Genomic DNA, 19312 nt, shown 5'->3' with positions numbered 1-19312 from the left:
GTTGGCCGGTCAGGCGATCAGCTGTTCGAGCACGCGGCGGTACACGTTCTTGAGCGGATCGATGAATTTCACTTCGATGTGCTCATCGATCTTGTGGATGCTGGCGTTCGGCGGCCCGAACTCCACGACTTGCTCGCACATGCGCGCGATAAAGCGGCCGTCGGATGTACCACCCGTGGTCGAAAGCTCGGTCGTGACGCCGGTTTCGTCGTGGATCGCTTTTTCGAGCGCGTTCGAGAGTGCGCCGCGCGGCGTGAGGAAGGGCAGGCCGCTCACGCTCCAGTGCAGGTCGTACTCGAGGCCGTGCTTGTCGAGGATAGCGTGAACACGCTTTTGCAGGCCCTCCACCGTGCTCGCGGTCGAGAAGCGGAAGTTGAACATCACATCGGCGTGGCCCGGAATCACGTTGCTCGCGCCGGTGCCGCTGTGCATGTTCGACACCTGCCACGTGGTGGGCGGGAAGTACTCGTTGCCGTCGTCCCATTTTTCGGCGACGAGTTCGGCGAGCGCGGGAGCCAGCAGATGCACCGGGTTCTTCGCGAGATGCGGATAGGCGATATGCCCCTGCACACCCTTCACGACGAGCTTGCCCGACATCGAGCCGCGGCGGCCGTTCTTCACGCAGTCGCCGAGCGTATTCGTCGAAGTCGGTTCGCCCACGATGCAGTAATCCATCCGCTCGCCGCGCGCCTGCAGCGCCTCGACGACCTTCACGGTGCCGTCGGTGGCCGGGCCTTCTTCGTCGCTCGTGATGAGAAATGCGATGGCGCCGCGATGCTGCGGATGCGCCGCCACGAACTCTTCGCTCGCCACCACGAAGGCCGCGAGCGAGGTCTTCATGTCGGCGGCGCCGCGGCCATAGAGAACGCCGTCGCGATGCGAGGGCTGGAACGGCGGCGAGCTCCATTGTTCGATGGGGCCGGTGGGCACGACGTCGGTGTGGCCCGCGAAGGCGAGCAGCGGACCTTGCGCGCCCGCGGTGCCGCGTTTGACGGCCCACAGGTTGGTCACGCCGTTGGATTCGATCGTTTCGCACGCGAAGCCGAGCGCGCCAAGGCGTTCGGTCATGATGCGCTGGCAGTGCTGGTCGTCGGGCGTGACGGACGCGCGCGCGATCAGGGCTTCGGTAAGGGCGAGGGTGGCGGACATAAAAAGACCACTTTCAATAAAAATGCCGGCGCCGCTGATGGAGCAGGGGCCGGCAACAACTTGTCATGATCGTGTGCGCCCAAGCTGCCATAAAGCAGTTCAGACGCACCGGTCTCATGCGGCGCTCAAGCGAACAGCTCCGCATACTGGTCGGCGGAAAAGCCGAGCGTCTTCACGCGGCCGTTCACCACGACGACAGGCCGCTTGATGATCGACGGCTTGTGGATCATCAGCGCAATCGCTCCAGCGGTCGTGTCGGCTTCGGCCTTGTGCACGTCCGACAGGCCGCGCCAGGTCGTGCCGCGCTTGTTGATCAGCTGATCGAGCGAGACGTCCTTGAGCCAGTCCTGGACGAGCGCATTCGAGACGCCCGCCTTCTTGAAGTCGTGAAACTCGAACTCGACGCCGTGCTCTTCGAGCCACACACGCGCCTTCTTCACGGTGTCGCAGTTCGGAATGCCGTAGACAACGGTCTTGGCGGACTTCGCCATCAGTCGCCTCGCAGCAGCTCGTTCAGGCCGACCTTGGCGCGCGTCTTGGCGTCGACCTTCTTGACGATCACGGCGCAGTAGAGGCTGTGCGAGCCGTCCTTCGAGGGCAGGTTGCCCGCGACCACGACCGAGCCCGCCGGAATGCGGCCGTACGAGACTTCACCGGTTTCGCGGTCGTAAATCTTGGTCGACTGGCCGAGGTACACGCCCATCGAGATGACCGAGTTTTCTTCGACGATCACGCCTTCGACGACTTCCGAGCGCGCGCCGATGAAGCAGTTGTCTTCGATGATGACCGGGTTGGCCTGCAGCGGCTCCAGCACGCCGCCGATGCCGACGCCGCCCGAGAGGTGCACGTTCTTGCCGATCTGCGCGCACGAACCGACCGTGGCCCACGTGTCGACCATCGTGCCTTCATCGACGTACGCGCCGATGTTGGTGTACGACGGCATCAGCACGACGTTCTTCGCGATGAACGAGCCGCGGCGCGCGATGGCCGGCGGCACCACGCGGAAGCCGCCCGCGGCGAAGTCTTCGGCCGTGTAGTTGGCGAACTTCGAGGGCACCTTGTCGTAGAACTGGCTGTAGCCGCCGGCGGGCATCGGTGCGTTGTCTTCCAGGCGGAACGACAGCAGCACGGCCTTCTTCACCCATTGGTTGACGACCCAGTCGCCGTCCTTCTTCTCGGCGCAGCGCAGCGCGCCTTTGTCCAGCTCGGCGATGACGTGGGCGACGGCTTCGCGCACGTCGTTCGGGGCCGACTTGGGCGAGAAGTCGGCGCGGTTTTCCCAGGCGGTGTCGATGATCTGCTGAAGTTGTTGCGACATGGTGGTGATTTCGTGAGATTGATGGTTGAAAGCGGTGTTGCGCGCCGCGAGGTGCAGGACCCCGGCGCGCACGAAAAAGGCTTTACGGTTTGAGCGAGCGGCAGAACTCGACGATGCGCTGCGCGCCCTCGATGCACTCCTCGACGTCGGCGACGAGCGCCATGCGCACGAAGTCTTTACCCGGATTCGTGCCATGCGCCTCGCGCGCGAGGAACGATCCGGGCAGAACCGTCACATTATAGTCGGCGTAGAGACGCTGGGCGAACGCGGTGTCCGTGAGGCCGGTGCGCGCGACGTTGGCCCAGAGATAGAACGCGGCGTCGGGCAATTTCACGTCGAGCACGTCGGCGAGCATGGGTGTGACGGTCGAGAACTTCTTCACGTATTTCGCGCGGTTTTCGCGCACGTGCGCCTCGTCGCCCCAGGCCGCGATGCTGGCGGATTGCCAGACCGGCGACAGTGCCGCGCCGTGATAGGTGCGGTACAGCAGGAACTGCTTGAGGATGGCGGCGTCCCCGGCCACGAACCCCGAGCGCATGCCCGGCGCGTTCGAGCGCTTCGACAGGCTCGACAGCATCACGAGGCGCTCGAAGCCGCGGCCCAGCTTGTGCGCCGCTTCGAGACCGCCGAGCGGCGGCGTGGCCTCGTCGAAGTAGATTTCCGAGTAGCACTCGTCCGAGGCGATCACGAAGCCGTAGCGGTCGGAGAGCGCGAACAGCTCGCGCCAGTCGTCGAGCGTGATCACGGCACCCGTGGGATTGCCGGGCGAGCACACGTACAGCAGTTGCGTGCGCGCCCAGACTTCTTCGGGAACCTGCGAATAGTCGCAGGCGAAGTTGCGGTCCGGATCGCTATTTACGAAGTACGGCTCGCCGCCGCCGAGCAGCGCGGCGCCTTCGTAGATCTGGTAGAAAGGGTTCGGGCAGAGTACGATCGCCCGCTTTGCCGGGTCTTTCACGCCCGCTGTCGGGTCGATCACGGCCTGCGCGAGCGCGAACAGCGCCTCGCGCGAGCCCGAGACGGGCAGGATTTCCGTGTTCGCATCGATCGCCGGCAGCCCGTAGCGCGCCTTCACCCAGTTCGCGATCGATTCGCGCAGTGCCGGGGTGCCCGCCGTGGCCGGGTACGACGAGAGGCCGTCGAGCGAAGCGACGATGGCGTCGCGGATCACCGCCGGCGTGGGGTGTTTCGGCTCGCCGATCCCGAAGCTGATGTGGCGCAGGCCGGCGTTCGGCGTGACGTCCTTGAAGAGCACGCGCAGCTTTTCGAAGGGATAGGACTGGAGGGTGTCGAGTAGCGGATTCACTTGGGGCTGGACAGGCGTGGGCGAAAGACGGATGGCGTGGCGCGCAGAATTCGGGTGGCCACAGCGGGCCGGCGAGCCGGTTGCACCGCGCTGGGCGTAAAAACACGGATGCGCGGCGCGGCCTTGCGGCTGCAACCGGTCGATTATAGCGTGGGGCCGCTGCTGGTGCGGGCGCCGGCCGGATCCCGCCTTGGCGCCGCCGGTGCTTGCCCGGCGACGAAATAAAGGAAAAGCATGAAGTTTTCGAACGACGTTTCGAACCACAGCGCAGGCGCTGCGAACGCGCGGCCGGGCCAAGGGAAGCGCGAGCAATGAGCCAGAGCACGGGCTTGCGGGCCGCCTGGCCGACGCTTGCCATCATGATTGGCGCGTCCGTATGGGGTTTTGTCTGGTATCCACTGCGCATGCTGGCGGCCGCCGGGCTCACCGGTACGGCCTCGAGCGCTGCAACGAGCGCGGCCGGCTGTCTTTTCGTGCTGGTGCTGCGCTGGCGCTCGCTTGCGACCGTGCGCTGGCACTGGGTGCTGCCGATGCTCGGACTCGCCGCGGGCGTGACCAACGTCGGTTTCGTGTGGGGCGCGATCCACGGCGAAGTGATGCGCGTGCTGCTGCTCTTTTATCTGACCCCGGCGTGGACGGCGATCTTTGCGCACTTCATCCTGCATGAGCGCCTGAACTGGGCGGGCGGCGCGCTTGCGGCGCTTTCGCTGCTCGGTGCGGTGCTGATGCTCTGGTCGCCGCGGCTCGGCGTGCCGCTGCCGGCCAACGCGGCCGAATGGGCGGGGCTCATCGGCGGCATGGGTTTCGCGATGAGCAACGTTCTCGTCGTGAAGACGAGTCGCGTGCTTCCGCACATGAAGCCCGAGATGCGCACCGCCGTGATCTTCGCGGGCGCGGCGCTGTTCGGCTTGCTGACCTCCTGTTTCGAGCCGATGTCGGCCGCACCGGCCGGCGAGCATCTCGCACGCGTCGTGCTGCTCGTGCTCGCGCTCGGCATCGTGCTCGGCAGCAACAACATGCTCGTCCAGTACGGGCTTGCCCGCGTGCCGGCCAACCGCGCCTCGATCATCATGCTGTTCGAGATCGTCGTGACGGCGCTCACGTCGTGGCTCTTCGCCGGCGAGACGCCGGGCCCGCGCGAATGGGCGGGCGGCGCCTGCATCGTGCTAGCTTCCCTGCTGTCGAGCTGGGTGCACCGGGCGCAGGACGCGCGCAAGGGCGGTGCGCACGCGAGCGCCGATGCGAGCGTCATGACCCACGCCGACGCCAGCCGTACCGATGACGCGGACGACGCCGACAGCAACGGCTCGGGCGGCGACGATGGCAATGGTGGCAACGGCGGCGGCGGCAACGGCAATGGCAACGCAGGCGGCGGCACGGGCCCAGGGCCTTCCCGCGCGCGGAATGGCGCGCGTGCGATGGTATGATTGCCGCTGATTCCCGCCGGCCGCACGCGCCTATGCGCGTTCGTGCGGCGAGCCGTGGCGGCTGCCCAGTGCGCACTCCGCCGTCGCGCGATCGATACCGGATGCGCGGCGGCAAGCGACGTACGGCACGGGCGGTCCCGTTCACCACTATTCAAACAGCGATATCGCCGTGCGTCTGACCTCGATTAAACTCGCTGGCTTCAAATCATTCGTCGATCCCACGCATTTCCAGGTTCCGGGCCAACTCGTCGGGGTGGTCGGGCCAAACGGCTGTGGGAAATCCAACATCATCGACGCGGTGCGCTGGGTGCTGGGTGAATCCCGGGCGTCCGAGTTGCGCGGCGAGTCGATGCAGGACGTCATCTTCAACGGTTCCACCGCGCGCAAGCCCGGCAGCCGCGCGAGCGTCGAACTGGTGTTCGACAACGCGGACGGCCGCGCCGCCGGGCAGTGGGGCCAGTATGCCGAGATCGCCGTGAAGCGCGTGCTCACGCGCGACGGCACGTCGAGCTACTACATCAACAACCTGCCGGCGCGCCGGCGCGACATCCAGGACATTTTCCTGGGTACGGGCCTCGGCCCGCGCGCCTACGCGATCATCGGGCAGGGCATGATCGCGCGGATCATCGAGGCGAAGCCCGAAGAGCTGCGCGTGTTCCTCGAAGAAGCCGCGGGCGTTTCGAAATACAAGGAACGCCGCCGCGAGACCGAGAACCGTCTGCACGACACGCGCGAGAACCTCACGCGCGTCGAGGACATCGTGCGCGAGCTGTCCAACAACCTCGAAAAGCTCGAGGGTCAGGCGGTCGTTGCCACAAAATTTCGCGAGCTGCAGTCCGAGGGCGAGGAAAAGCAGCGCCTCCTGTGGCTCTTGCGCAAGAACGAGGCAGCGGGCGAGCAGCAACGTCAGCAACGCGCGATCGAGCAGGCGCAGATCGACCTGGAGCGCCATACCGCGCAGTTGCGCGAAGTGGAAGCGCAGCTCGAAACGCTGCGCGTGGCTCACTACTCGGCAAGCGACGCCATGCAGGGCGCGCAGGGCGGGCTTTACGAGGCGAACGCCGAGGTGAGCCGTCTCGAAGCCGAGATCAAGTTCATCGTCGAGTCGCGCAACCGCGTGCAGGCGCAGATCGCCGCGCTGACCGCGCAGCGCGAGCAATGGCAGGTCCAGGCGCAGAAAGCGCAGGACGATATCGAAGACGCCGAAGAACAACTGGCGATCGCCGAGGAAAAGGCGGCGCTGGCCGAGGAAGATGCGGCGGCGAAGCAGGAAGCGCTGCCCGCGCTCGAAAACCGCTGGCGCGACGCACAGGCGCAACTGAACGACGAGCGCGCGGGCATCGCGCGCACCGAGCAGGCCATCAAGCTCGAAGCCGCGCATCAACGCAACGCCGACCAGATGCTTCAGCAGCTTCAGCAGCGCCACGAGCGTCTGAAGTCGGAGGAAGGCGGCCTCGACGCGCCGGACGAAGCCCAGCTCGAAGAGCTGCGCATGCAGCTGGCCGAGCAGGAGGAAGTCCTTCACGAAGCGCAGGCGCGCCTCGCCGACGCGCAGGAAACGGTGCCGCGCCTCGACGCGGAACGCCGCGCCGCGCACGAGCGCGTGCAGGCGGAAAACGCACAGATCCACCAGTTCGAAGCCCGTCTCGCTGCACTCAAGCAACTGCAGGAAAACGTGCAGACGGAAGGCAAGATCCAGCCGTGGCTCGAACGTCACGAACTGGGCGCGTTGCCGCGGCTGTGGAAGAAGCTGCACGTCGAAGCCGGTTGGGAAACGGCGCTCGAATCGGTGTTGCGCGAGCGGCTCGCCGCGCTCGAAGTGTCGAACCTCGACTGGGTGAAGGCATTCGCGAGCGATGCTCCGCCTGCCAAGCTCGCGTTCTATTCGCCGCCGGCCGCGGGGCAGGCGCCTGCAGCGGCCGCGGGCCTCACGCCGCTGCTCTCGCTCGTGCGTATCGACGATGCGGGCTTGCGCGCGGTGCTCACCGAATGGCTCGGCTCGACCTACGTCGCGAACGATCTCGCCGAGGCGCTCGCCCAGCGTGCGCAGTTGCCAGGCAGCGGCGCGTTCGTCGTGAAGGCTGGCCATACGGTGACGCGCGTGGGTGTGCAGCTCTACGCCGCCGACACCGAGCAGGCCGGCATGCTCGCGCGCCAGCAGGAACTCGAAAATCTCGAGCGCCAGGTGCGCGCCCAGACGCTGCTCGCCGACGAGGCACGCACGGCTGTCGTGCGCGCGGAAGCGGCGCACACGCAGGCCGCCCAGGTGCTCACGGACATGCGCCAGCAGGCCGAGCGCGCGACCCAGCGCGTGCACGCGCTGCAGATGGATGTGCTCAAGCTGACCCAGGCGCATGAGCGCTACACGGCGCGCAGCACGCAGATCCGCGAAGAGCTCGACGAGATTCGCACGCAGATCGAAGAGCAGCGCGCGTTGCGGGCCGAATCGGAAGCGAACTTCGAGCGCCACGACGTGGAACTCGCCGAACTGCAGGCACGCTTCGAGGACAACCAGCTCGCCTTCGAGTCGCTCGACGAGGAACTCGGCGCGGCTCGCAACCAGGCGCGCGACCTCGAACGTGCGGCGGCCGACGCGCGCTTTGCCGCGCGCAACATGGCGAACCGCATCGAAGAGTTGAAGCGCAACATTCAGGTCGCGCACGATCAGAGCGAACGCGTAGCCGCGTCGCTCGAAGACGCGCGCGCCGAACTGGAAACGATCAACGAGCAGACCGCGCACACGGGCCTGCAGGACGCGCTGGAAATTCGCGCGCAGAAGGAAGACACGCTGCGCGCCGCGCGCGCCGAACTCGACGACCTGACCGCAAAGCTTCGGGCCGCCGATGAAACGCGCCTCGCCGCGGAGCGCGCGCTGCAGCCATTGCGCGACCGCATCACCGAACTTCAGCTGAAGGAACAGGCCGCGCGCCTGAACGGTGAGCAGTTCGTGGAGCAACTGCAGGCCGCAGGCGTCGACGAGGCCGCGCTGCAGGAAAAGCTCACGGCCGATATGAAGCCGTCGTATCTGCAAGGCGAGGTCACGCGCATCAACAATGCGATCGCGGCGCTTGGGCCCGTGAACATGGCCGCGCTCGACGAACTCGCTGCAGCGAAGGAACGCAAGACCTTCCTCGACGCGCAGTCGGCCGACCTCACGAGCGCGATCGAAACGCTCGAAGACGCGATCCGCAAGATCGACCAGGAAACGCGCACGCTGCTGCAGGGCACGTTCGACGAAGTGAACCGTCATTTCGGCGAGCTGTTCCCGCGCCTCTTCGGTGGCGGGCAGGCGAAGCTCATCATGACCGGCGACGAGATTCTCGATGCCGGCGTGCAGGTGATGGCGCAACCGCCTGGCAAGAAGAATTCGACGATTCACCTGCTATCTGGCGGCGAGAAAGCGCTCACGGCCACGGCCCTCGTGTTCGCGATGTTCCAGCTCAACCCGGCGCCGTTCTGTTTGCTCGACGAAGTGGACGCGCCGCTCGACGACGCGAACACCGAGCGCTTCGCGAACCTTGTGCGCGCGATGTCGGACAAAACACAGTTCCTGTTCATTTCGCACAACAAGATCGCCATGGAGATGGCGCAGCAGCTCATTGGCGTGACGATGCAGGAGCAGGGCGTTTCGCGCATCGTCGCGGTCGACATGGAAACTGCGGCGGGTTTCGCCCAAAATACGGTCTAATCGATTTATACGGTCTAACGGACGGCGCGCGCTGCGCGGCCGGCGGCGCCATCAGTGAGGCAGCCGCCGCGCGCAATGCGCTCGCCAGAGAAACGGCGCATGCAACGAGCGCGCCGTCGAATAAGAATTGCTGATGGAGCATGCATGGACGAGTTGACTCTCGGGTTGATCGGCGCGGGCGCCGTGGTAGTCGGGGGCGTGGTGGTGTACAACGCGTGGCAGGGCGCGAGAGTGCGTCGGCGCATGCCGCGCCCGATGCCCGAAGAGGCGGTCGAAGCGCCACAGCGCGACGAGTTCCAGGAGCAGAGTCCGTTCATCGAACCGGCGCATGCTCCGTCGCGCCGCGAGCCATCGCTCGCGGGCAGCACGGAAGCCGAGCGAGTGGAGCCGGGTTTCGGGACCGCGGCGCCGCTCGACACGCCGGCCGACATCCAGGCGGAAACGACGACACCCAACGGCTTTCCGGAGGCCGAATCCGGTGCGGACGAGGCGGCTGAGAAGGCGCCGGCCGTAAGTGCGGGTACCCCGCAATCCGCGAAGGACGACGCCGACGAAGCCGAGCGCATTGAGCCGGTCATGCCGGCGGCGACGACGATCTCTTCGGCACCGCCTGCTGTGGTCGACCGTCGGATCGACTGCATCGTGCCGATCCGGCTTGGTGCGCCGGTGGCGGGCGAGCGCGTGATTCCGTTTGCGCAGCGCCTGCGCCGCGCGGGCAGCAAGCCGGTTCACATCGAAGGCAAACCCGAAGGGGGCGACGGCTGGGAGTTGCTCCAAAGCGGCGTGCGCTACGAAGAACTGCGCGCGGCTGCGCAACTCGCGAATCGCAACGGCCCGCTGAACGAACTCGAGTTCTCGGAATTCGTGACCGGCGTGCAGCAATTCGCCGACGCGCTCGACGCCGCGCCCGAGTTTCCGGACATGATGGAGACGGTTGCCATGGCGCGCGAGCTGGACGGCTTCGCGGCGCAATGCGACGCACAGCTTTCCGTCAACGTGATGTCGGATGGCGCGCCGTGGTCGGCAAACTACGTGCAGGCCGTGGCCGCGCAGGACGGCTTGCTGCTTTCGCGTGACGGCACGCGTTTCGTGAAGCTCGACGCGAAGCAGAGCCCCGTTTTCATGCTGCAGTTCGGCGACACCAACTTCCTGCGCGACGACCTTACCTACAAGGGCGGCGAGCTGATTACGCTGATCCTCGACGTGCCCGTGGCCGACGAAGACATCCTGCCGTTCCGCCTGATGTGCGATTACGCGAAGTCGCTTGCCGAGCGCATTGGCGGACGCGTGGTCGACGACCAGCGCCGGCCTCTGCCGGAATCGGTGCTGCAGTCGATCGACAAGCAACTCATGACGCTTTACGCGAAGCTGGAGCAGGCCGGCATTCCGGCCGGCTCGCCGGCCACGCGGCGACTGTTCAGCCAGTAACGCCGCAGGCCCGCAAGCGGCCAGCAGACAAGGCGCGACGCCGGAAGGGCGCCGCGCCTTTTTTACGCGCGGGCGGTACAGCGCAGAGGACATCGGCACGCGTGTTGCAGTGCATTCAAGCTCGCCCTGCTGGCCTTGGATATCAGTGCGACGCACGCAGTGTTGGCCATTCGGCCAGGACGCTGGCGAGGCCCGTTCGGCGGCGCACGTAGATGGCCGCTCGCCCGATGCGACACGCGCGGCTTCCTGAGATAATCTGACGTCCGAAATCATTTTCAACAGCGAGTTGCCCAAGGCATGGTCCGTACTCCCGCCCGTCCTCCCGAAGAAGCCACCGCTGCGCAGCGCGCGGTGTGGTTGCGCGCCGAACTCGAGCGTGCGAATCACGCCTACTACGTGCTCGACCAGCCGGAGCTGCCCGACGCGGAATACGACAAGCTGTTCGGCGAACTTCAGCAGATCGAGGCCGAGCATCCCGACCTCATCACGCCCGATTCGCCCACTCAGCGTGTGGGTGGCGAAGTCGCCGGAGGCTTCGAGCCCGTGGTCCACGACGTGCCGATGCTGTCGCTCAACAACGGCTTTGCCGACGAGGACATCGTCGCGTTCGACAAGCGCGTGGCCGATGCACTCGGCAAGATCCAGGGCGCCGAAGTCACGGCGGTCGAATATGCCGCTGAACTCAAGTTCGACGGCCTCGCCATCTCGCTGCGCTACGTCGACGGCGCGTTCGTCCAGGCGTCCACGCGCGGCGACGGCGCGACCGGCGAGAACGTCACGGAGAACGTGCGCACAATCCGCTCGCTGCCATTGCGCCTGAAGGGCAAGCGTGTGCCGAAAGTGCTCGACGTGCGCGGCGAGGTGCTGATGTTTCGCCGCGATTTCGAGCGCATGAACCAGCGTCAGCGCGACGCCGGCCACAAGGAATTCGCGAACCCGCGCAACGCGGCGGCAGGCAGCCTGCGCCAGCTCGATCCGAAGATCACGGCGCAGCGGCCGCTCTCGTTTTTTGCTTACGGCATTGGCGTGCTCGAAGGCGAGCCGATGCCGGCCACCCATAGCGAACTGCTCGACTGGTACGCGGAGATGGGCCTGCCGGTCAATGCCGAGCGAGCGGTCGTGAAGGGCGCGCAAGGTCTGCTGGAATTTTTCCGCGCCGTGGGCGAGAAGCGCGATGGCCTGCCGTACGACATCGACGGCGTGGTCTACAAGGTGAATCGCCGCGACGAGCAGGACGCGCTCGGTTTCGTCTCGCGTGCGCCGCGCTTCGCGCTCGCGCACAAGTTCCCGGCTCAGGAAGCGCTCACGAAGCTGCTGGCGATCGACGTTCAGGTGGGCCGCACGGGCGCGATTACGCCGGTCGCGCGGCTCGAGCCGGTGTTCGTCGGCGGCGCGACGGTGACCAACGCCACGCTGCACAACGAAGACGAAGTGCGGCGCAAGGACATCCGCATCGGCGACACGGTGATCGTGCGGCGCGCCGGCGACGTGATTCCCGAGGTAGTCAGTGCGCTCATGGACCGCCGCCCGGCCGATGCCCACGAGTTCGTGATGCCGACCGAATGCCCGGTCTGCGGGTCGCGCATCGAGCGTCTGCCCGATGAGGCAATCGCACGCTGCACGGGCGGCCTGTTCTGTCCGGCCCAGCGCAAGCAGGCGCTCTGGCACTTCGCGCAGCGCCGCGCGCTCGATATCGACGGCCTGGGCGAGAAGATCATCGACCAGCTGGTCGACCAGAACCTCGTGCGCACGCCCGCCGATCTGTTCAATCTCGGCTTCGGCACGCTTGCGCAGCTCGATCGCATGGCGGACAAGTCGGCGCAGAACCTGCTCGACTCGCTCGAGAAGGCCAAATCCACGACGCTTGCGCGCTTCATCTACGCGCTCGGTATCCGGCACGTGGGCGAATCGACGGCCAAGGATCTTGCCAAGCACTTTGGCTCGCTCGATCCGATCATGAGTGCGTCGGTCGACGAATTGCTCGAAGTCAACGATGTAGGTCCTATCGTCGCGCTCGCGATCCACGAGTTTTTTGCGGAAGAGCACAACCGCACGGTGATCGAGCAACTGCGCGCGCCGGGCAAAGTAACATGGGTGGAAGGTCCGCCTGCGCCGAAGGCGCCGGTGGGCGTGCTGGCCGGCAAGACGGTGGTGCTCACCGGCACGCTGCCCACGCTCTCGCGTGACGAGGCGAAGGAGATGCTGGAAGCAGCCGGGGCGAAGGTCGCCGGCTCGGTGTCGAAGAAGACCGACTATGTGGTGGCGGGCGCCGACGCGGGCAGCAAGCTCGCGAAAGCCGAGGAACTCGGCGTGCCGGTGCTCGACGAAGAAGGAATGCGCAAGCTCCTGGAGGGGCAAACGACATGATTCGCGAAATTCTCAGAATGGGTGATCCGCGCCTGCTTGGCATTGCGCGGCCAGTCGATCACTTCGATACGCCCGAGTTGCACGAACTCATTGCCGATATGTTCGACACCATGCACGCGGCGAACGGTGCAGGACTTGCCGCCCCGCAGATCGGCGTCGACTTGCAGGTGGTGATCTTCGGTTTCGAACAGAATGAGCGCTATCCCGAGGCGCCGGCCGTGCCGCAAACGGTGCTCATCAACCCGGTCATCCATCCGCTGTCGCACGACATGGAAGAGGGCTGGGAGGGGTGTCTTTCGGTGCCGGGCATGCGCGGAGCCGTGAGCCGCTATTCGATGATCCGCTATGACGGCTTCGACCAGTACGGCACGCCCATCGAGCGTGTGGCCGAGGGCTTTCACGCGCGGGTCGTCCAGCACGAATGCGATCACCTGATCGGCAAGCTGTACCCCATGCGCATCACCGACTTCTCGAAGTTCGGCTTTACCGAGGTTCTGTTTCCGGAACTCGACCCGAACCGCGACGACTGAAAGTCGAAGCATCAAGAAAAACGGGAGCCATCTGGCTCCCGTTTTTCGTTCAGTGCGGCGCGTGGCGCCGATGTGGCGTTAGAACGCTTCGTCGGCGGCCAGATAGCGCCATTGGCCTTGCGGCAGCGCGCCGAGCAATACACGGCCCATGCGCACGCGCTTGAGGCCCACGACCTTGAGGCCGACCAGTTCGCACATGCGGCGGATCTGGCGCTTCTTGCCTTCGCGCAGCACGAAACGCAGCTGCTCGCCGTTCTGCCAGCTCACCTGCGCGGGCTTCAGCGGCACGTCGTCGAGCGACAGGCCGTGGCGCAGCTGTGCGAGCAACTCAGGCGGGAAGTGCTGATCGATTTCGGTCTCGATGTCGTTGTAGGTGACACGCACGAGATACTCCTTGTCGATGTCCGAGCTCTCGCCGATCAATTGCTTGGCCACGCGGCCGTCCTGGGTCAGCACGAGCAGGCCAGTCGAGTCGATGTCGAGCCGGCCGGCCGGCGCGAGCGTGCGCAGATGCTTGGCCGAGAAGCGGATACCCGAGTGGTCGCCGTCCCAGTGATTCTCACCGGTGATGAGCGTGGCGGCGGGTTCATAGCCGTCCTCGGCCTGGCCCGACACGTAGCCCACGGGCTTGTGCAGCAGGATGGTCACCTGGCGAGCCTGCGCGGCAAGCGCGGCCGGATCGACTTCGATGCGCTGATTCGGTGTGACCTTGGCGCCGAGCGTGTCGACGACTTCACCGTCCACATACACCCAGCCTTTTTCGATCCATTCGTCGGCTTCGCGGCGCGAGCACAGGCCCAGTTCGGACATGCGCTTGGACAGGCGTAGGGTGTTGTCCCCGTCGACTTCTTCCCGCTGTGCGCGGCGCGGCGCGGATTCGGCGTCATCAGTGCGGCGTGCGGGCTTTTCGGCCGATTTGACGGGGCGGGCGGTCTTGCGGCCGTCGCTTTCACGGTCGTCGCTCCATGCGGATTTCACCGGGCGCGCGAAACGGCGCTCCGTGCCCTCGTCGTGTGCGCGTGCGGGGCGGCGCTCGTCACTGTCGGTGCGGCGGGCGAAGCGTCCTTCGCTGCCTTCGCTGCGGCTTCGCGGCGGACGGCGATCGTCGCCTTCGGTGCGTCGCTCGAAGCGACGCTCGCCACCTTCCTCGCGGCTGCGCGGCGGGCGGCGGTCATCACCCTCGGGGCGGCGCGCGAAGGGGCGTGCACCGCCTTCGTCGCGGCCGCGTGCGGGGCGGCGGTCATCGCCTTCGCTGCGTCGTTCGAATCGGCGCTCGCCACCTTCTTCACGGCTGCGAGGCGGGCGGCGGTCTTCACCCTCGGGGCGGCGCGCGAAGGAGCGTGCACCACCTTCCTCGCGGCTGCGCGGCGGACGGCGATCATCACCCTCGGGGCGGCGCGCGAAGGGGCGTGCGCTGCCTTCGTCGCGGCTGCGCGGCGGGCGGCGGTCATCGCCTTCGGTGCGTCGTTCGGAGCGGCGCTCGCCACCTTCTTCACGGCTGCGCGGCGGACGCCGGTCATCGCCCTCGGGGCGGCGCGGGAACGAACGTGCACCACCTTCTTCCCGGCTGCGCGGCGGACGGCGATCATCACCCTCGGCGCGACGCGCGAAGGGGCGTGCACCGCCTTCGTCACGGCTGCGCGGAGGACGGCGGTCATCGCCCTCGGGGCGGCGCGCGAAGGGGCGTGCACCGCCTTCGTCACGGCTACGTGGCGGGCGCCGGTCATCACCCTCGGCGCGACGCGCGAAGGGGCGTGCGCCACCTTCTTCACGGCCGCGCGCAAATCCACGCGGCTCGTCGCCGGAGCGACGGGCCGGGCGTGCGTCGCCGAATCCGCCTTCGCGAGCCGGCCGCGCCGGGCGCGTATCGGTGGCGCGGCCGGCTGAAGTGCGCGCAGGCTTCCCAGCGGAAGTCTTTGCGGCCGATGCCGGCCGAGCGTCCGCCGGCCGCACCTCAGCCGGCCGCACCGGCTTACGCGCGGTCGTGCTGCCGCGGCGGACGGGGGCGCGTTCCGGAGTGGTCGGGCGCGGATGTTTGGCTGTCAGTTTGGCTCGCATGGATCTGGGTATTTCGCTTGGGTCATTCACACTGCGATCGCGCGCAGCAATTCGGTTTCGACGTGAATCTGCTGACGGTTGTCGGACAGTCCCGAACCGTCGAGCAGAAACACGTCTTCCACACGTTCGCCGAGCGTATTGATCCGCGCCGCATGGACGCCGACATGATGCTCCGCGAGCACGCGCGCGATGGAATAAAGAAGGCCCGGCCGGTCGTTCGCCGACACGGACAGGATGTAGTATTGGCCGCGCTCGTCAGCCCGCAGGTCGACGCGCGGCGTCACCGGGAAGGTGCGTGAGAGGCGCGAGAGACGGCCCTTCGACGGCTCGGGCAGTGCGTTGCCCGTCGCCTTCAGGCGCGCCGCGAGTTCCTGTTCGACGAGGTTCGCGATATCGCGGTAATGCACGTCGCCCTCGGTGTGGGCGACGATGAAGTTGTCGAGCGCGTAGCCGTGGCGCGTGGTACTCACGCGTGCGTCGAGCACGGAAAGGCCGCTGCGGTCGAAGTACGCGCACATCGTCGCGAACAGGTCGGGGCGGTCCTGCGCGTAGACGAGCACCTGCAGCGCCTCGCCGATCGGTGAAGGGCGAGCCCGCACGACCGGCTCCGGCGCCTCGACGTGGCGGTAGAGCACACGCGTTTGCCAGGCGATGTCGGCGGCGTCGTGGCGCAGGAAGTAGCCGACGTCGAGCTTGTCCCAGAGCGCGCGGTGGGCGTGCTCCGGCACCGTCTCGAGACGCAGCAGCGCAAGCGCCAGCTCCTGGCGCGTCTTGAGTTCCGAGTGCGCGTCAGGCTTGGCGCCGCCGAGCACAGCGAGCGTCGAGCGGTAAAGGTCTTCGAGCAGCTTGCCTTTCCAGTTGTTCCAGACCTTCGGGCTCGTGCCGCGAATGTCGGCGACCGTCAGCAGGTAGAGCGCCGACAGGCGCCGCTCCGTACCGACGAGTTCGGCGAAGCGCTTCACGACCTCGGGGTCGGTGATGTCCTGCTTCTGGGCGACCTGGCTCATCGTCAGATGCTGCTGGACGAGCCAGACGACCAGGTCCGCATCGTCGCCCGTGATGTCGTGCTCGCGGCAAAAGCGCCGCGCGTCGGCCATGCCGAGCTGCGAGTGGTCGCCGCCGCGGCCCTTGGCGATGTCGTGGAACAGCGCCGCGACGTAGAGCACCCACGGACGCTCGAAGTTGGCGATCAGCTGGCTGCAGAACGGATACTCGTGCGCATGCTCGGCCACGGCGAAGCGGCGCATATTGCGCAGCACCATCAGGATGTGCTGATCGACCGTATAGACGTGATAGAGGTCGTGCTGCATCTGCCCGACGATGCGGCGGAAGTTCAGCAGATAGCGCCCGAGCACGCTCGTCTGGTTCATGAGGCGCATGGCGTGCGTGATCCCGGCCGGCTGCTTGAGGATCTCCATGAAGAGCCGGCGGTTCTCCGGGTCGCGTCGCCAGCTCTGGTCCATGGTCTCGCGCGCGTTGTAGAGCGCGCGCAGCGTGCGCGCCGACAGGCCCTTCACACCGGGCACCTGCTCGTAGAGCAGGAACGCCTCCAGGATCGCGTGCGGCTCGCGTTCGAACACGTCGTCGCTGACGATCTCCAGCATCCCCTGCTTCTCGACGAAGTGCTCGGACAGCGTACGCGTGATGCCGCTCGTGCTCGGGAAGAGCTGCGCCTCGATGTTCTGGATCAGGATGGTGGATAGCTGCGTGACCGCTTTCGCCGCCCAGTAATAGCGGCGCATGAGCTGCTCGCTCGCGCGCCGCGCGCTGCTCGCCTTGTAGCCGAAGCTTTCGGCGACGGCCGTCTGCAGGTCGAACACGAGGATGTCCTGGCGGCGGCCTGCGATCACATGCAGGCGCGCGCGCAGCGCCTTGAGAAATGCCTCGTTGCGGCGCAGCTCGCGCGCTTCGCGCCCGGTGATGAGGCCGCGCTGGTCCAGCTCTTTCCAGCTGCTGCCGAAGGCGGCGGCCTCGGTGATCCAGAGGATCAGCTGCAGATCGCGCAGGCCCCCGGGGCTTTCCTTGACGTTCGGTTCGAGTGAATAGGGCGTGTCCTGGAAGCGCGCGTGGCGCTGGCGCATTTCGAGCACTTTCGCCTGGAAGAACGCACGCGGGTCCATGGCGTCGCGATAGCGCTGCGCGAAGTCGCCGAAGAGCGTCGCGCTGCCCGTGATGCGGCGCGCCTCGAGGAGCGACGTGCGCACGGTGACGTCGATGGCGGCTTCCTCGAGGCATTGCGAGACGCTGCGCACGCTGCTGCCGATATCGAGTCCGAGATCCCACGCAAGGCCGATAAAACGCTCGATGCGTTCTTCGAGCGGCGCGAGCGCCTCGTCGTCCGGCAGCAGTACGAGGATGTCGACGTCGGACCAGGGCGCAAGCTCGCCGCGCCCGAAACCGCCCACCGCCACAAGTGCCAGCGTGGCCGGCAGCTCGCACAGGTTCCAGGCGCTGCGCAACGTGTCGTCGGTGGTGCGGGCGAGGGCGCGCATCAGCGAGTCGACATTGGTCGCGGTCTTGAAACGCTCGAGCAACTGGGCCTTGGCGGCCTTGTAGTCGGACTTCAGCGACGACGTATCGGGAACGGCGACAGCGGGAACGCTCATGGGCTCGGGTCGTGTCTGGCGTGGTTGGGCGGGTGGCCGGTCGTGCGCGCGGCCGGCCTGGCGACGGCGGTGGGTCGCGTTGGTTCGTCGGTTAGTGCGTCCGCTGCTCGGTAAGCTGCCTCATCGTGCTGCTGGCGCCGGGCGGTGTGCGCGTGCAGTGCGTCGCTCGCGTTGGGTGGCTTGGCCCGAGGCGCAGGCCGTTCGCTACGAGCACATCCATTTTGCGCCGGATCGCACCATGTGGCGCTTTCCGGCACTTTTTTCGTCGGTCAGGCTGCCGTGCCTGCCATCTGCGCGACGATGGCCGGTTTGGCGGGCGTACCCGCCGAGACCGTCAGGACCTCGTAGCCCGTTTCCGTCACGAGTACCGTGTGTTCCCACTGTGCCGAGAGGCTGCGGTCCTTCGTCTTGACGGTCCATTGGTCCGGCATGGTGCGAATGTCGCGGCGTCCGGCGTTGACCATCGGCTCGACCGTGAAGATCATGCCCGGCACGAGCTCGATGCCGGTGCCCGGGCGGCCGTAGTGCAGGACCTGCGGGTCTTCGTGGAACACCGTGCCGATGCCGTGGCCGCAGTATTCGCGCACCACGCTGTAGCCCTGGCTTTCGGCGTAGCGCTGGATGGCATGGCCGATGTCGCCCAGATGGCCGCCGGGACGCACCTGGTCGATGCCGAGCCACATGCATTCATAGGTGGTCTGCACGAGGCGCTTCGCGAGGATCGAGCCTTCGCCGACGATGAACATCCGGCTCGTGTCGCCGAAATACCCTTCCTTGATGACGGTGATATCGATATTGAGCGCGTCGCCGTTCTTCAGCGCCTTGTCGCCGGGAATACCGTGACAGATCACGTCGTTCACAGAAGTGCAGATCGCCTTCGGGTAGGGCGGGTAGCCAGGCGGCTGATAGTTCAGCGGCGCGGGCACTGTGCCCTGCACGTTGGTCATGTATTCGTGGCACAGGCGGTCGAGTTCACCCGTCGTCACGCCCGCGGTGACGAACGGCGTGATGTAGTCGAGCACCTCGCTCGCCAGACGGCAGGCGACGCGCATTTGCGCGATGTCGTGTTCGTTCTTGATCGAAATGGCCATGGTATGCGCCCGAAAATGCAGTCGAATATTGAATTATCGCACCTAATGCCAGTGGTCGCTGACTTTTGAAAAGGCAGGTCGCGATCCGGCGCGCCTGCCCGGCGCCGTATTCCGCGGGTAATAGCTGTCTTGAGTAAGGGGCAGTTTGCGTGCTATACTCTTCGGCTAAGTCGCTTCCCATATCTTTCGGATTCGCGTTCGGAGTTCGTGGAAGTGACTGAATCCGCCGTTGCCGCGGAGCGCTTTGCCAAAAGCAAATTTTGGCGGGTGCGCGAAGAACATTCGGAAGCATCTTCTTCAGGCAGCACACTCGCAAGCCGGCGCACCCAGGGTGTCGGGCGCGT

At 66.5% G+C, this 19312-nt stretch carries 13 protein-coding genes; 6 read left to right on the top strand and 7 right to left on the bottom strand.

All coding sequences use genetic code 11. The annotated features are described in order from the left end of the window. Window positions 1-9: 9 nt before the first annotated feature. The 4 genes from dapE to dapC all read right to left on the bottom strand — a co-directional run bounded on the left by dapE (window position 10) and on the right by dapC (window position 3773). Window positions 10-1149, bottom strand: a complete 1140-nt coding sequence (gene dapE, locus E1N52_RS06510) for a succinyl-diaminopimelate desuccinylase (protein WP_133181297.1) — start codon at window positions 1147-1149, stop codon at window positions 10-12. Between the two features lie 125 nt (window positions 1150-1274). Then, a complete protein-coding gene (locus tag E1N52_RS06505; RefSeq protein WP_028204073.1) occupies window positions 1275-1640 on the bottom strand; it encodes an ArsC family reductase in 366 nt (121 codons plus the stop codon). Continuing rightward, window positions 1640-2467, bottom strand: coding sequence for a 2,3,4,5-tetrahydropyridine-2,6-dicarboxylate N-succinyltransferase (dapD, locus tag E1N52_RS06500; protein WP_028204072.1), 828 nt, complete (start codon window positions 2465-2467; stop codon window positions 1640-1642). The genes E1N52_RS06505 and dapD overlap by 1 nt, the downstream gene beginning before the upstream one ends. Window positions 2468-2549: 82 nt before the next feature. Continuing rightward, a complete protein-coding gene (gene dapC / locus E1N52_RS06495; protein ID WP_133181295.1) occupies window positions 2550-3773 on the bottom strand; it encodes a succinyldiaminopimelate transaminase in 1224 nt (407 codons plus the stop codon). A 311-nt stretch (window positions 3774-4084) separates the two neighbouring features. Here dapC and E1N52_RS06490 point away from each other — a divergent pair, with 311 nt between their 5' ends. The 5 genes from E1N52_RS06490 (at window position 4085) to def (ending at window position 13213) form a co-directional block, all read left to right on the top strand. After that, a complete protein-coding gene (locus tag E1N52_RS06490; protein WP_133181293.1) occupies window positions 4085-5200 on the top strand; it encodes a DMT family transporter in 1116 nt (371 codons plus the stop codon). A gap of 169 nt (window positions 5201-5369) precedes the next feature. Next, the gene (gene smc / locus E1N52_RS06485) at window positions 5370-8888 is read left to right on the top strand and encodes a chromosome segregation protein SMC (RefSeq protein ID WP_133181291.1); all 3519 of its coding nucleotides are present in this window, start codon (window positions 5370-5372) and stop codon (window positions 8886-8888) included. A gap of 144 nt (window positions 8889-9032) precedes the next feature. Beyond that, the gene (locus E1N52_RS06480) at window positions 9033-10316 is read left to right on the top strand and encodes a cell division protein ZipA C-terminal FtsZ-binding domain-containing protein (protein WP_133181289.1); all 1284 of its coding nucleotides are present in this window, start codon (window positions 9033-9035) and stop codon (window positions 10314-10316) included. Between the two features lie 297 nt (window positions 10317-10613). Further along, the gene (gene ligA / locus E1N52_RS06475) at window positions 10614-12683 is read left to right on the top strand and encodes an NAD-dependent DNA ligase LigA (protein ID WP_133181287.1); all 2070 of its coding nucleotides are present in this window, start codon (window positions 10614-10616) and stop codon (window positions 12681-12683) included. Further along, on the top strand, window positions 12680-13213 hold the full coding sequence (def, locus tag E1N52_RS06470) for a peptide deformylase (RefSeq protein ID WP_133181285.1): 534 nt from the start codon (window positions 12680-12682) through the stop codon (window positions 13211-13213). Before ligA ends, def begins: the two co-directional genes overlap by 4 nt. A gap of 78 nt (window positions 13214-13291) precedes the next feature. On the opposite strand, the gene E1N52_RS45430 is transcribed toward def, so the two are convergent. Beyond that, window positions 13292-14191, bottom strand: a complete 900-nt coding sequence (locus E1N52_RS45430) for a pseudouridine synthase (RefSeq protein ID WP_342777828.1) — start codon at window positions 14189-14191, stop codon at window positions 13292-13294. A gap of 33 nt (window positions 14192-14224) precedes the next feature. On the opposite strand from E1N52_RS45430, the gene E1N52_RS45425 reads away from it, so the two are divergent. Then, a complete protein-coding gene (locus E1N52_RS45425; RefSeq protein ID WP_342777827.1) occupies window positions 14225-15100 on the top strand; it encodes a hypothetical protein in 876 nt (291 codons plus the stop codon). 197 nt (window positions 15101-15297) lie between these two features. Here E1N52_RS45425 and E1N52_RS06460 read toward each other — a convergent pair whose 3' ends face one another. Both E1N52_RS06460 and map read right to left on the bottom strand, forming a co-directional pair. Continuing rightward, window positions 15298-17877 (bottom strand): [protein-PII] uridylyltransferase, encoded by a 2580-nt coding sequence (locus E1N52_RS06460; RefSeq protein ID WP_133181281.1) that lies wholly within the window; start codon window positions 17875-17877, stop codon window positions 15298-15300. A 269-nt stretch (window positions 17878-18146) separates the two neighbouring features. Further along, the gene (gene map / locus E1N52_RS06455; RefSeq protein WP_133181280.1) at window positions 18147-18968 is read right to left on the bottom strand and encodes a type I methionyl aminopeptidase; all 822 of its coding nucleotides are present in this window, start codon (window positions 18966-18968) and stop codon (window positions 18147-18149) included. Window positions 18969-19312 lie beyond the last annotated feature (344 nt).

The sequence above is a fragment of the Paraburkholderia guartelaensis genome (assembly GCF_004353905.1).
Lineage (GTDB): Bacteria > Pseudomonadota > Gammaproteobacteria > Burkholderiales > Burkholderiaceae > Paraburkholderia > Paraburkholderia guartelaensis.
Note: the sequence above shows the minus strand (reverse complement) of the source record. Positions and strands in the feature narration are given on the sequence as shown.

Excerpts from the sequence above, each read along its gene's own strand:
- dapE (WP_133181297.1), bottom strand. The coding sequence starts at position 1,149 with ATGTCCGCCACCCTCGCCCTTACCGAAGCCCTGATCGCGCGCGCGTCC.
- E1N52_RS06505 (WP_028204073.1), bottom strand. The coding sequence starts at position 1,640 with ATGGCGAAGTCCGCCAAGACCGTTGTCTACGGCATTCCGAACTGCGAC.
- dapD (WP_028204072.1), bottom strand. The coding sequence starts at position 2,467 with ATGTCGCAACAACTTCAGCAGATCATCGACACCGCCTGGGAAAACCGC.
- E1N52_RS06490 (WP_133181293.1), top strand. The coding sequence starts at position 4,085 with ATGAGCCAGAGCACGGGCTTGCGGGCCGCCTGGCCGACGCTTGCCATC.
- E1N52_RS06480 (WP_133181289.1), top strand. The coding sequence starts at position 9,033 with ATGGACGAGTTGACTCTCGGGTTGATCGGCGCGGGCGCCGTGGTAGTC.
- ligA (WP_133181287.1), top strand. The coding sequence starts at position 10,614 with ATGGTCCGTACTCCCGCCCGTCCTCCCGAAGAAGCCACCGCTGCGCAG.
- def (WP_133181285.1), top strand. The coding sequence starts at position 12,680 with ATGATTCGCGAAATTCTCAGAATGGGTGATCCGCGCCTGCTTGGCATT.
- E1N52_RS06460 (WP_133181281.1), bottom strand. The coding sequence starts at position 17,877 with ATGAGCGTTCCCGCTGTCGCCGTTCCCGATACGTCGTCGCTGAAGTCC.
- map (WP_133181280.1), bottom strand. The coding sequence starts at position 18,968 with ATGGCCATTTCGATCAAGAACGAACACGACATCGCGCAAATGCGCGTC.